The following is a 13,819-nucleotide window of genomic DNA, read 5'->3' on the forward strand; positions in this document are numbered from 1 at the left end:
TGGGGTGGAGGGGGCGTTATTGGTTTAGAGGGGCAACGCCACTAAGTGCTCCTCGCAGCAGGCAGTATCGTTCTGCTGATGTTTGCAACTATTTAGGTCGGCTATCAATCGGTACCTTCGACAGGCTCAGGCGCCGGCAGCTTTATTAGCAAACCGTCAGAAATACACCTCAGGCGGATTTCTGACGGGGCTGACAAAAGTATATTCGATGTTGGAGCCTGTCGCAACCACCAATCTAAACAATTACGAATCTTTAAATTCGGCAGAATTGTCAGGATCTGCTCGTCGTGAAAAGCCTTTGTCTTGGGCTTTTAATCGTTTTCTATCAACGAATAGTTGCTATCGATGAAAGGAGGAACTTCACCGACGAACGAAAAATAATTCTGTTCGTTTATGCCCCTGCGAGGGGCTCCGCAACTCTTTTGAAAGGTAGCATGACCGGAAGATCTGTCAGCCATTAATAGCGGAACAATTGTTGGAGTATCGCTACCGGTCAAAAGCTGGTTTCCCCGGTTATGGCATTAGAGCCCTCATTTATTCACGGCCTCTTAGGGAAGACATCCGTTTTGCTTACGTACCTTTGCGGCCCGAAAGGGAGTGCTGGCAGGGATGTTTTTCTTCTACCCACTACCTTGTTTCTAAGGAAAAAGATATTGCCCTATGGAGATGGACAGAAGTACCATCGTTGGTTTGGTCCTCATTCTTATCATTTTTGCCGTCTGGCAAACAGTGGTAGCCCCAAGCCCCGAAGAGTTAGAAGCTCAACAGCGCTACCAGGATTCCATCACGGCGCTCAATGAAGCGACGCTGACACCTGAAGCGGACATCGCGCCGGAGTTTACCCCCACTGAATTGGCAGGACTGACGGACTCCGCCCGCCAGGCAAAGTTCGGCAATGCTTTTGGTCCGTTTGCGGCCTCTGCTGCGGGCGAAGCCAAAGAGGTGGTCGTAGAAAACGACCTCATGATCGTTACGCTGAACACGAAAGGGGGGAACATCAAGCGCGTAGAACTGAAGGAATACGCCAAAATGATCGAAGGTGAAGAAGGCAAGATGGTCAAGCTGCCTCTTTATCTGATGGAAGACGAGAAGAACCGCTTCGAGTATACCTTGCCGGTAAACGGTGTTTCGGGAGCCGGTATCAATACCAGCGACCTGTACTTTACCCCTAAAGTGGAAGGGCAGACCGTCATCATGCGGGCACCTACTTCTAACGGAGGCTATTTCGAGCAGCGGTATTCACTGAAAGACGGGACCTACCTGATGGATTATGATCTCCGTTTTGAGGGGCTCAACCAGGTTTTGGTTAATCAGGGAGGAAATATCCAGCTGCAGTGGGATAACTACCTGGACAAAATCGAGAGAAACAGCCAGTATGAGTCGACTTTGTCGACGATGTACTTCAAGCCTACGGACGACGATTCTGACTACTGTTCCTGTACCAGCACGGACTCGGAAACAGTTGATGGTCAAAGCCTCAAATGGGTAGCAGGCTCTCAGCAGTTCTTTACTTCAGCTTTGCTGGCTGACAATTCCTTCTCGCCGGGTAGCGTACTGGCGACCGAGGTTTTTGATCTGGAGACCAGCCCCGACTTAGAGAAAGTATCCGCTACGCTCAACATTCCGGTAGGAAATTCTAACTCGGAAGCCGTTGGTATGCAGCTTTACGTAGGGCCTAATGAGTTTGATCGCCTGCGGGCCATTGGCCATGACCTTAGCGACGTAATCAGCTTCGGGCGCTCCATTTTCGGTGGTATCAACCGCTGGATCATTCGTCCACTTTTTGGCTTCCTGTCTAAGTATATCAGCAATATGGGGATCGCCATTCTCGTGCTTACCCTGATTGTAAAACTGCTGGTATATCCGCTTACTTATAAGATGCTGGTGAGCAACGTGAAAATGCAGGTGCTTAAGCCCGAACTGGAAAAGATGAAGGCCAAGCACAAAGATGATGCACAGGCCCAACAGATGGAACAGATGAAGATGTACCAGGAATACGGGGCAAGTCCGTTGGGGGGCTGTCTGCCGATGGTTCTGCAGATGCCCATCTGGTTTGCACTTTACCGGTTTTTCCCCGCTTCCATTGAGTTCCGCCAGGAGAGTTTCCTGTGGGCGAATGACCTGAGTACTTACGACGTGCTGACGAAAATCCCGGATTGGATTCCCTTCATGCAGGGCCACATCAGCTTATTCGCAGTGCTTTGGGCCATCACGACGGTGATCTACGCTTACTACAACAGCAGGCACATGGACTACAGTGCACAGCCCATGATGAAGTACTTTCAGTACGTAATGCCCATTTTGTTTCTTGGGTTCTTCAACAGCTTCGCTGCCGGACTTACCGCATATCTCTTCTTCTCCAATACCTTCAATATCGCTCAGACGATTATAACGAAGAACTTCCTTATTGACCACGATAAGTTGAAGGCAAAAATGGAAGAAAACCGGAAGAAGCCTAAGAAGAAAAGTGGTTTCAGTGCCAGACTACAGGAAGCATTGAAAGAGCAACAACGGCAACAGGCTGCACAAAACGGTACCAAAAAGAAGGGGAAGTAAGCCCCTTCTGAGTAGTCAGTGTTTTGACACGTAAGTTCTTTTCATTAAATTCCGATCTACTCCCGTAGAGTAGCATTTCTATTCCTTCAACAGCCTTGTTTTAGGGTGCCAGACTTTTGGGCGCTACCCGCAGGTGCAGAGGGAGTCTGAAAGGAGCCGGGTGGAATGATCCTGGTCTATGACTTAAGAGCGTGAAAGTTCTCTTAATTCCTTGTTTTTCAGCGGATAATCATGTTTGAATGATTAATTTTGTGCTGTCTTAAGTAATCTCATTGAAACTGCTCTAGTATGCGAATTTTTTTTCTTCTGCTTCTTCTGATCGCTTTGGTCTATTCCTGTAATCGTGACACGACCGAAGCGGTGACTACCACTGCTCCCACAAGTTACCTGGCACCTGCGGCCGCGCCCAGATCTGGCGGCAATGATCCAACCACGCTCGGTAAAGCTGATCTCAGCCCCGAAGCGGGTTTTAACAAGAGCAAAGATGGTGTGCCCATGGAAGCTCCTTTGCCTGAGCTGGGGGATCCGCAGGAAGAGAAGCGTAAGGTTTCCGCCCAGCGTGCCCGGCCCGCCGGCCAGCAAAAAATGGAAGCCCCTCAGGCTTCCGCTACCCGTAAAAGCCCGGAAATGATGGCCAGCCCACCGGCCCAGGCAGGTGTCTCAGTGGCTTCTATTATGGAGCCGAGTGTGTTCAAAATTTCTAAAACGGCCTGTTACGGTAACTGTAAGCAATACAATCTTGAACTTCATGAGGGCGGCCTGCTCGTAATGCAGGGAAAGCGTAACGTTCGTCATGAAGGCTGGAATACCCGGCGGATGATGGGGTTTAAATACCAGGACCTAATGAAGGAATTTCACCAGTTGACAGCGAGTGAACTGGCGGCTGTGTACCCCGACGCCGAGGAGGTTCCTGCGGATCTCCCCGCTACTGTATTACGGTTCTCCGACGCTGAAGGCCAGGAACGAACCGTTCGGGTCTACGATCTGGACGCTGCTCCGGAGCCCCTGGCGGCCTTCCTGCAGAAACTGGAGGACATGGTCGAAAACGGTATCTGGGACAAGGCGGTGGAGTAGGTCCTTTACCGATATTGCGTAAATAGGTTTTCCTGCTTACTTTCGTGGCCAATAATAAATTTTCGCCCGGCCTGCAGGTCGGGCTTACCCGTCGCCCTAATGGGTGACTCTAGCACAAAACCCATGGCCGATCATAAAATCATATTCTCCATGGAACGGGTCTCGAAGACCTTTCCGGGAGCAAGTAAAAAAGTACTTAACAACATCTGGCTGAGTTTCTACTACGGCGCCAAAATTGGTGTGCTCGGTCTGAATGGTTCTGGTAAGTCTACCCTGTTGAAAATCATTGCGGGTATTGACAAGAACTTTCAGGGAAACGTCGTCTTCAACGAGGACTATAAGATCGGCTATCTGGCGCAGGAGCCGGAACTGGACCCCGAAAAAACCGTCCGGGAAATCGTTGAAGAAGCCGTACAGGATACGGTGGACCTGATGAAAGAGTACGATGCCGTTAACCTTAAGTTCTCCGAGCCGATGAGCGATGATGAGATGGCTAAGCTCATCGAACGGCAGGGAGAACTGATGGAGGAGCTCGAGAACCGGAATGCCTGGGAATTGGACAACAAGCTCAATACCGCTCTGGAATCCCTTCGCTGCCCGCCCGATGATGCCAAGGTGAGTGTACTCTCTGGCGGTGAACGGCGGCGCGTTGCGCTGGCCCGGCTACTACTGAGCAACCCCGATATCCTGCTACTGGACGAACCGACGAACCACCTCGACGCCGAGTCCGTTCACTGGCTGGAACAGTACCTCCAGAACTTTAAGGGTACGGTTATTGCCGTGACGCACGACCGGTATTTCCTCGACAATGTCGCTGGCTGGATTCTCGAACTCGACCGGGGAGAGGGTATCCCCTGGGAAGGAAATTACTCCAGCTGGCTGGAGCAGAAAGCCGAGCGCCTGGAGAAAGAAGAAAAGACGGAGAGTAAGCGCCGCAAGACCCTCAAGCGAGAGCTGGAGTGGATCCGCATGGCGCCGAAAGCACGGCAGTCGAAGGGGAAAGCCCGTCTGGCCGCCTACGATAAACTCGCCGGAGACGAAGGCAGAGAACGGGAAAAGAACATCGAGATCTACATTCCGCCCGGCCCGCGCTTGGGTGACGTGGTCGTCGAGGTGGAGAACCTGACCAAAGGCTTTGACAACCGACTGCTGTTTGAGGACGCTACTTTTACCATCCCCAAAAACGCTATTGTCGGCATTCTGGGGCCTAACGGTGTGGGTAAATCCACCTTCTTCCGGATGCTGGTTGGAGAACACCAGCCAGATAGCGGTACTATCAACGTTGGAGAGACCGTCCAGATGAGCTATGTAGATCAAAATCACGCACAGCTCGCGGATAAAAATCAAACTATCTACGATGTCGTTAGTCAGGGCCACGATATGATCGAGGTCGGGCAAACGAGTGTGAACGCCCGGGCTTACCTTTCGCGTTTCAACTTTGCCGGCGGAGACCAACAGAAGAAGATTGGTATGCTCTCTGGTGGAGAGCGTAACCGACTGCAACTGGCGATGACCCTCCGCGAAGGCGGCAACGTACTCCTGCTCGATGAGCCTACCAACGATATTGATATCAACACCCTGCGGGCTCTGGAAGACGCGATTGACAGTTTCGCTGGCTGTGTGCTGGTGATCTCTCACGATCGCTGGTTCATTGACCGGCTGGCAACGCACATTCTCAGCTTTGAGGACGAAGGTCAAATACAGTTCTTCGAAGGTAACTACAGTCAGTACGAAGCCGCCAAGAAGGAACGTCTGGGGGATGTGTCGCCGAAGCGGCCCCGCTTTAAGAATGTGATTAACAGGTAGACGAAAAAGGCACCTTACTTCTTTTTCTTTTGAACGTCGCTTCGCTCCTTGCGGTCGCTTCGCCGTTAGGGGCCTCCTCCAACACGCGGTAGCCTCAGCCGGCAAAGCCGTCTACCGCCGGTTCGTCGTCAGCCAGAAATTAACGATATGTTCCATGGCTGCCCGGTAAGCTTTCGGGGCAGTGGGTTTTCGGACAAAAGCCGAGGCGCCCAAAGAATAGGCCTGGTCAATTTCCTCCTGGTCCTCTGAGCTGGAAAACATGACGATGGGGAAGGGGGCACGCTGACCAGCGTCTTGCAGTTTTTGCAGGACGCCGAAGCCATCGACACGTGGCATGTGCAGGTCCATAATGGCCAGACTAATGCCCTTAACCGGATGGTTTTTCTGATAGAATTGGAGGAAATGTGCGCCGTCGCGCAAGAACACTACATCGATGCTTTTATCGATTTGTCGTAGCGTACGTTTGGCGAGCGCCGCCTCGAGCGGGTCATCCTCAATCAGGAGTACACGGTGGGGTGTCATTGCAGCTTTCCGTTAATCGGTAGGTAGAAGGATAAGAGCGGATGATGTAAACAAGACACCGGTCGCTGTCCTCTAATTTAATGTAGGGATTATAACACCGGTAAGGTAAGGGAAAATCGTCAGAAAGCGGAAGTAGCGCCAACTTTTACCGGAAGACGGATAGTGAAAGTGGCTCCTTTGCCGGGTTTGCCATCTGCTTCGATCACACCACCCAGGTTACGCATGATGCGGTGAACGCTGGCCAGACCAACACCCGTTCCGGGAATATCGTTTTCGACGTAGAGCCTGCTGAAGAGCTGGAACAGCTTGTCGGCGTAAACGGGGTCAAAGCCAACACCATTGTCAGAAAAGCTGATAATATGCTGGCTTTCCTGCAGGTAGTACCTGATTTTTACGACGGCCTTTTTCCTGTTGCTGGAATACTTAATCGCATTGGACAGGAGGTTTTGGAGCACTTGCTCCAACAGGCCGGCATCGGTATAAATGATGGGGAAGGCGTCATGCTCAATAATGAGCTCATCAGCCTGTAATTCTGTTTGTCGGGTGGCATCGATAATCTGGCCGAGCATTTCCTCGACGTTGACCGGCATGATTTTAGGCTCATTACGTTGATTCCGACTGAGCATGAGCAGACCGTCAATCATCTTTGCGAGCTTGTCCGCTGATTGTTCAACGTAGTTGAGGTAAAGTTCCCGGTCTTCAGCGGGAGCTTCGGGTTCTTCCCGGATCGCTTCGGCAAAGCTGGCAATATGCCGTACCGGAGCCCGAAGATCATGGGCTACGCTGTACATAAAAGCTTTGAGCTCCTCGTTTACGGCACGGCGTTGCTCTTCCAGCAGCTTAATGTCATTGATGTCAAGTATGAGTCCGATGATCTGCTCTGGCCCGGCCTCGGGTTGATAGCGTTTTGCACTGGCTCTAAACCATCGATAATCACCTGCTTGATTTCGATAGCGGAACTCCGAGTGTGCACCGGCGCCGGTGGTGAAAATGTTTAGCGGGATGGGTTTCTTGCTGGGGAGAGAAAGTACGCTTTGAGCTTCAGGGGCGCGGACGCTGGTGGAAGGTGATGTTTCAGGAGCAGTGTTTTCTGAAGAGGGCGCGGGTTGCCGCGCCGCTGCAAGATCCATCGCCCGCTGAAGGTCATCAGGGTGGATCTGTTCCAGAAATTGTCGGTATGACGGAGGCATCCCGATGTCACCGTACCCAAGGATTTCGGCGAGCTGCTCAGAAATGTACATGTAGTCGGCATCGACGTTCTGGCGCACAAAAATGCCACCTTCGGCCGCTTCCGTTATTTCAGAGACAATGAAGGAAAAACGGCGGACTTCCGCCAAATGCAGGTTTACTTCGGCCTGGGAGACGGCTAATTGCCTTTTAAGGCTGGCTATTAGCGCGTCCTGCCCATCGCCGGGAGGAGAGGTCGTCATTTGTGTGTGTATCGTAAAAAAACCTAATCAGAGAGTATGACTCAAATTTACTTAAAACTAATTTGTGCAAGCGCAAATGTCTCTGCTACTTAGGGAATGGCAGCAAATGGAGTGGGAGTGGTGTTGTCTTGCTCGCTACTTGTAAATCTGACCGTGCTTTAGCAAAAAAAAAGCCGTGCCCCCAGGAGGAGGCACGGCAAGTATCTGATTAACAACACTTTTGGTTAAAAAGGGCTAGAGATTTAGTTTTGGTAGCGTTGGCCAATCATTTTCTTCATCCGCTGACGGGCAAGGAAAATGCGGCTTTTCACTGTACCGATGGGAATGTTAAGCTTCTCAGCAATTTCTTTGTACTCATATCCACGGTGGAACATCAGGAAGGGGACACTGTACAGATCGCCTACGCTGTTGAGCATTTTCTTCAATTCCTGTAAACGCAGATCGTGCTCTCCCTGGTTGGGAACGGTGTTGGTGTTTTCCAAAGCGTAAGAATAGTTCTCAATGCTGTTATTGATGTGACGGCGCGTTTTCATCTTGCGGTACCGGTTAATGTAGGCGTTACGCATGATGGTGGATACCCAACTCTTAAAATTCGTTCCTTTAGCAAACTTCTCCTTATGACGGTATGCGCGGAGGCTGGTTTCCTGCATTAAATCTTCAGCATCGGCGCGGTTGCTGGTTAGCCGCAGAGCGAAAGAAAAAAGAAGGCGCTCTAGTTTGTTTAATTCCTGGGTGAATTCCTGGTTAGTCATGATAGTTTCTTTTGCTTAGAAAATGAAGATTGTAAAGTGATTGAACGATTGTTCTGCCATCTGTCAATCAATAACCGTGCCAAAGTTGTAAATTGTTGTTAATCAGGTAGTTGTAGTTTAAGGAAATGTGAAGAAGATGTTTAAATTGAAATAAATGATTAAATATAAACACGACAGCAGAGGTTCTACGGCGTTGGGCTGAAAAAAATACTGCTGGAAGAAATAAAATGGTTAAAAAGGTAGGCGCCGCCAGAAAAATCAGCTGCCTGGTAACTGTTAAGTACATAAATGGGCCGGGCAGGTACCTTAGAGAAGTAACTTTTAATCCCCTGACTTCCAAGTGACGCTATTTTTAAGCGGACTTTATACCTTGTGGCCAGTAAAACCAATTCATGAAGTTCGAACAACGTATTCCCCGTCAAACATCCGCTGTCCTGTTTGACGAAGCGCAGGGTTATTTTCCTGGTGGAGTTAACAGTCCGGTACGGGCTTTCCGTAGTGTAAGCGGGCCACCTTTATTCATCAAAGAGGGCAAGGGGAGCCGGATGAGGGATGAGGACGATAATGAGTTTCTGGACTTCTGTTGTTCCTGGGGGCCGCTTATTCATGGTCATGCGAACGAGTATATCGAGAATAAGGTGATAGAGACGGTTAGAAAAGGGACCAGCTTTGGCACCCCTAACCGTCTGGGCAATCAGCTCGGCAAACTTATTTTGGACCATCACCCCTACGTTGAGCGGATACGTTTTGTTTCCTCTGGTACAGAGGCAGTGATGAGCGCACTTCGGCTGGCCCGGGGGGTGACCGGCCGAAATAAGATCCTCAAATTTGACGGCTGTTACCATGGCCACGTAGATAGCCTGTTGGTTAAGGCTGGATCGGGGCTGGCGACCTTCGGCACCAGCTCATCGGCTGGTGTGCCCGAAAATGTTGCAGCGGATACCATTATTCTCCCCCTGAATGACCGCGACCTGCTGGAAGAGACGCTGGCAAAACATGCACACGAGATCGCCTGCATCATTGTGGAGCCCATTCCGGCGAACAATGGCCTTTTGATTCAGGACCCTAGCTGGCTGGAGTGTCTTCGCATCAAGGCCTGGAAGCATAACGTGCTGCTGATCTTTGATGAGGTGATCTCCGGTTTCCGGGTTGGTTTCACCGGGGCAGCGGGCTATTACAACGTTAAGCCGGACATCATCACCTTCGGTAAAGTGATTGGCGGCGGCTTCCCCGTTGGCGCCTACGCAGCCAGTGCTGAAATCATGGACAACATTGCGCCGGTGGGCCCGGTTTATCAGGCCGGTACGCTTAGCGCTAACCCCGTTGCAATGGCCGCCGGTCTGGCGGCCCTGGAGCTTTGCCTCACGCCGGGCTTCTATGAGTTGCAGGAACAAAAGACCCATGCGATGGCTACCGCCATTGAAGCTTACGCCAAAGAAAAAGGTTATCCTTTGCACGTACCGCACATTGGCTCCATCTTCTGGCTGGCCTTTGGCAACGAACGAATCACCCGCTCCGATCAGATCGATGCGGCTAATATGGAGTACTTTAAGGTCATTCACCACGAACTGCTGCAGACCGGCGTTTACCTCGGCCCAAGTGGGTATGAGGTGGGCTTCGTGTCGGGCGCGCATTCCATTAAGGACCTGGAGGAAGCTGTTAGCAAAATCTGTGCGGCGATGGACGTGGCTTTTGGCTAGCTTATACCGCCGGCTTCAGCCGGCGGAAATTCCAATCCGCTGACTGAAGTCGGCGGTACAAAAACGATCATGCAAGACTATAAAAACATACGCCCCGGCGAAGAGCTGGACTGGCCCCGGCTGGAAGCCTATCTCCGGGAGCAACTTCCTCAGCTGAGCGGAGATTTCTCCGTCGGACAGTTTCACGGAGGGCATGCCAACCTGACCTACCTCGTTCGCTTTGGCGAAGAAGAGATGGTCTTGCGGCGCCCTCCCTTCGGGAAAATTGCTCCGGGAGCGCACGACATGCGCCGGGAGCACCGGGTCCTCTCTGCCCTGAACCCTTACTTTGCACCTGCGCCCCGCGCCCACCTGCTCTGCACGGACCACGACATTATTGGTGCTGACTTCGTCCTTATGGAGCGCCGGACCGGGGTCGTGATCCGAAAAGAACTTCCCGATTGCTTTGCGGACGATATGGCGACTAAAACCCGGCTGACGGATGCTCTCATGCGCGTCTGTGCCGATCTCCACCTGGTAGATGTGGACGCCGCCGGGCTGAGCGAACTCGGTAAACCAGACGGTTTTGCCGAGCGTCAACTTAAGGGTTGGACCAAGCGATGGAACCTGGCCAAACTGGAAGAGAATGCGGACATGAGCTATCTGGCGGAAAAACTGCCGCAGGATATTCCCACTCCGCAGCGCGTCAGCATTGTTCATGGCGATCTCAAATTTGACAACTGCCAGTTTCAGGCAGATGACCCGGACCAGGTCACCTCCGTCTTTGACTGGGACATGGCCACCCTGGGCGATCCGCTGATTGATCTGGCCGGACTGCTGAGCTATTGGCCCGACGCCACCATGCCCATCAACCTGCTAAACGGGGAATGGCCGGACAAAACTTACCTGCGGGAAAAGTATGCTGAATTCAGTGGGCTGGACCTGAGCCGAATGGACTGGTATGAGGCCTTTTCTTACTTTAAAACCGCCGTGATCGTTCAGCAGCTTTATGCTCGTTATGTGGCGGGGTCTACGAAGGACCCGCGAATGGAACAGTTTGGACAGGCCGCTAAACTATTCGCTAACCTTGGCCGCCAACGACTAAAAGCCTAGCTCATGCACTTTGAATATAACGACAAGACAAAAGACCTGATCGGGCGACTCGATGCCTTCATCGAGGAACACATTGCTCCCCTTGACGCAGCCTATCATGCCTGGACGAAAGCTAATCTCTGGCAAGTGCATCCGGCCATGGAAGGGCTGAAGGAAAAGGCCCGCGCCGCGGGCCTCTGGAACCTCTTCCTCCCCGAAGAATACGGTGATTACAGCCCGGGCCTGACTAACCTGGAGTACGCACCGCTGGCGGAACGCATGGGGCGTCACCTCTGGGCATCGGAGGTGTTTAACTGCAGTGCGCCGGATACCGGTAATATGGAAGTACTGGCCAAATACGGCAGCCCCGCCCAACGGGCAAAGTGGTTGCTGCCCTTGCTGGCCGGAGAAATCCGTAGCGCCTTTCTGATGACGGAGCCAGAGGTAGCCAGCTCTGACGCCACAAACATTGCCACCCGTATTGAGCGGTCGGGTGAGGACTACATCATCAATGGTCGTAAATGGTGGAGTACGGGAGCGATGCACCCGGACTGCGCGTTTTTCATCGTAATGGGAAAGACCAATCCGGACGCAGAGCGTCACCAGCAGCAGAGTATGATCATTGTGCCGGCCGGGACGGCCGGTGTGGAGATTGTTCGCCCGCTGGATGCCTTCCATACCTATGACAGTCCCTTCGGGCACGCAGAGATCAGTCTGACCAACGTACGCGTACCGGCGGCCAACATCATTTTGGGTGAAGGACGGGGATTCGAAATCGCTCAGGGCCGCCTGGGCCCGGGCCGGATTCATCACTGCATGCGTCTTATCGGTGCCGCCCAGCGGAGCCTGGAATTGATGTGCCAACGAGTGGATAGCCGGACGGCCTTTGGCCGGAACCTGAGTAAGTTCTCCAGCATCCGGCAGGAGATTGCTAAGTCAGCCTGCGAGATTGAGCAAGCCCGCTTATTAACCCTCTCTGCCGCCGATCGGATTGACCGGCACGGAATCAAAGCCGCCAAGGAGCTGGTGGCGATGATTAAGATCGTTGCGCCAACGATGGCGCAGACGGTAATTGATCGGGCCATTCAGGTTCATGGTGGCATGGGCGTCTCATCGGTAGACTTACCCCTGGCTAACTTCTGGGCCTACGCCCGCAGCATCCGCCTGGCGGATGGACCGGATGAAGTGCATATGTTTCAGCTCGGCCGGAACGTGGTGGCGAAGGGTGGGGTGGTGTAGTTGCAAGCAGCATTCGTATTTTGAGCCTCGTTATTAGTAAAACCGACCTAAAATGGAAACGAAAAGGCACCAATACTTACTCAACGTGGTTTTTCTGGCAGGGCTGTTGCTGCTGGCACTCAATGATCATGTCTTCAAGGGCGCCTACGGAAACTGGTGGACGGGTAAACTCTCCGACTTCGCCGGAGTATTGATCCTTCCGCTTTTTCTGGCTTACGTGTTCCGGGTCGGGAAGCGTACGGCGGTGGCGGCTACGGTAATCCTTTTTACCACGTTTAAGTCGGGCTATTCCCAAGCGATGATTGACGCCTGGAACGGGCTTGGCCTTTTTCATTTGGGCAGGGTTGTGGATTACAGTGATTTGCTGGCCTTCGTGGTGTTACCGCTGAGCTACCGGGTCCTGTCCCGGCCAGAAGGCTATGCGCTCCCTTTGCAGTTTCCTCGCCAGATCAGCCGTTATGCTTTGTTGCCACTGACCCTGGTGTTTTTTGTGGCAACATCCCCGCCAGACAGTTACATTATCATTGGCCCCGAGATCGGTAGTTGTTGCCAGGAGCCGCCAGCCATTGATTCACTTGGCGGAGGGCGACTGTTTATCCCGACGGCTTTTACGCCGGACGGAGACGGGCTCAACGACCGTTTTCAGGTCATTGCTGATGAGGGTATTGCCCGGATTGACACCTTCTTCGTGATCAGCCTGGTGGATGGAGATACGGTCTTTCGGGCGGAGAACGTGACGGATATCAGCCCGGCTACGGGCTGGGACGGAAGTGATGCGGGCGTGACGGAAGCTTCCAATTACCAGTTTGATATCCGGCTGTCAGCCGTTGATGGTAGTCGCCGTACTTACCGGGGCTATGTCTGTGCACTTCCCTGCCGGGAACCAACCGGGATGGCCCGGCCGGTAAATCTGGAGGTCTGTGGCTTCGCGGACGAGATTGACCTGAGTACCATTTTCAGCGATAGCCTGACGACGAGTGAAATACTGGATTGCTTTGTGGAGTAGGCTTGTTTTTCCTTAATGATTCCTCCGGAATCGCAATGAGCCAGGTAGGGAGCCCCCTGATGCTACAAACGGTTATGTAAGGCGATACCCATTTTACAAATGAACCTTACAAGAGCTCACCGGATTTCTGGTATATTAGCCTCCAACATCAACCAGTACACCATCATGAGAACATTAGTCTTTAGCTTCCTTTGCTGTTTCATCCTCTCCATTGCATCCTGCGACAGCGCCGCCAAGACGATGGCTGCTAAAACAGAAATGACCGAATCGGCTGCCGTTCCATCCTATGCAGGGGTCTGGTTGGTAACGGTAGAAAACACGCCGTTGGGTACCGTAACCGGAGAGTTGAAATTAGAAGATATTTCCGGTAGCCTCAAGGGTGTTTTCGTTACGCCTGACGGGAAATCGCTGCCCCTACAGAGCGTTTCTACCACCGAAGACGGCTTAACCACCGGCTTCTATTACCCGGATTACGACGTTGATGTTGACGTGCAGCTGACCGGCAAGCCAACCGCCGAAATGCTGATCGGGCAATCGCTGGGAGAGTATCGAACGACGGCTAAGCGGAAGGAGTAAGAAGCGCTTATGCTGACATTCCGTAAATCGCCTTAAAACAGAAGGACGATTTACCGGTTCCGGTCTTCGTAGGATTTCCATTATTGT

The 13,819-nt window shown here is 52.3% G+C and carries 11 protein-coding genes; 8 read left to right on the top strand and 3 right to left on the bottom strand.

Going from position 1 to position 13,819, the window contains the following annotated elements:
* The first annotated feature begins 666 nt into the window (after positions 1-666).
* The 3 genes from yidC to ettA all read left to right on the top strand — a co-directional run bounded on the left by yidC (position 667) and on the right by ettA (position 5,436).
* Positions 667-2,556 (top strand): membrane protein insertase YidC, encoded by a 1,890-nt coding sequence (gene yidC, locus BM123_RS16875; RefSeq protein ID WP_245748600.1) that lies wholly within the window; start codon positions 667-669, stop codon positions 2,554-2,556.
* Positions 2,557-2,844: 288 nt separating this feature from the next.
* Positions 2,845-3,630: a DUF6438 domain-containing protein gene (locus BM123_RS16880; RefSeq protein WP_090170750.1), complete on the top strand. Its 786-nt coding sequence runs from the start codon at positions 2,845-2,847 to the stop codon at positions 3,628-3,630.
* Between the two features lie 123 nt (positions 3,631-3,753).
* A complete protein-coding gene (gene ettA, locus BM123_RS16885; RefSeq protein ID WP_090170752.1) occupies positions 3,754-5,436 on the top strand; it encodes an energy-dependent translational throttle protein EttA in 1,683 nt (560 codons plus the stop codon).
* A gap of 111 nt (positions 5,437-5,547) precedes the next feature.
* Here ettA and BM123_RS16890 read toward each other — a convergent pair whose 3' ends face one another.
* From BM123_RS16890 to BM123_RS16900, 3 genes are all read right to left on the bottom strand, one after another.
* On the bottom strand, positions 5,548-5,958 hold the full coding sequence (locus BM123_RS16890) for a response regulator (protein WP_090170754.1): 411 nt from the start codon (positions 5,956-5,958) through the stop codon (positions 5,548-5,550).
* A gap of 119 nt (positions 5,959-6,077) precedes the next feature.
* Positions 6,078-7,388: a sensor histidine kinase gene (locus tag BM123_RS16895; RefSeq protein WP_090170757.1), complete on the bottom strand. Its 1,311-nt coding sequence runs from the start codon at positions 7,386-7,388 to the stop codon at positions 6,078-6,080.
* 242 nt (positions 7,389-7,630) lie between these two features.
* Positions 7,631-8,140 carry an RNA polymerase sigma factor gene (locus tag BM123_RS16900; protein ID WP_090170760.1) on the bottom strand — a complete coding sequence of 170 codons (510 nt, stop codon included), beginning with the start codon at positions 8,138-8,140 and terminating at the stop codon, positions 7,631-7,633.
* A 392-nt stretch (positions 8,141-8,532) separates the two neighbouring features.
* Here BM123_RS16900 and hemL point away from each other — a divergent pair, with 392 nt between their 5' ends.
* From hemL to BM123_RS16925, 5 genes are all read left to right on the top strand, one after another.
* On the top strand, positions 8,533-9,840 hold the full coding sequence (gene hemL, locus BM123_RS16905) for a glutamate-1-semialdehyde 2,1-aminomutase (protein ID WP_090170763.1): 1,308 nt from the start codon (positions 8,533-8,535) through the stop codon (positions 9,838-9,840).
* A gap of 69 nt (positions 9,841-9,909) precedes the next feature.
* The gene (locus BM123_RS16910; RefSeq protein WP_090170765.1) at positions 9,910-10,932 is read left to right on the top strand and encodes a phosphotransferase family protein; all 1,023 of its coding nucleotides are present in this window, start codon (positions 9,910-9,912) and stop codon (positions 10,930-10,932) included.
* Positions 10,933-10,935: 3 nt separating this feature from the next.
* Complete coding sequence (locus BM123_RS16915; RefSeq protein ID WP_090170768.1) at positions 10,936-12,150, top strand: acyl-CoA dehydrogenase family protein; 1,215 nt, start codon at positions 10,936-10,938, stop codon at positions 12,148-12,150.
* A gap of 52 nt (positions 12,151-12,202) precedes the next feature.
* Positions 12,203-13,156, top strand: coding sequence for a gliding motility-associated C-terminal domain-containing protein (locus tag BM123_RS16920; RefSeq protein ID WP_090170771.1), 954 nt, complete (start codon positions 12,203-12,205; stop codon positions 13,154-13,156).
* 99 nt (positions 13,157-13,255) lie between these two features.
* Positions 13,256-13,732 carry a hypothetical protein gene (locus BM123_RS16925; RefSeq protein WP_090170773.1) on the top strand — a complete coding sequence of 159 codons (477 nt, stop codon included), beginning with the start codon at positions 13,256-13,258 and terminating at the stop codon, positions 13,730-13,732.
* The last annotated feature ends 87 nt before the right edge of the window (positions 13,733-13,819 follow it).

It is taken from the genome of Neolewinella agarilytica, from assembly GCF_900110645.1.
Taxonomy (GTDB): Bacteria; Bacteroidota; Bacteroidia; order Chitinophagales; family Saprospiraceae; genus Neolewinella; species Neolewinella agarilytica.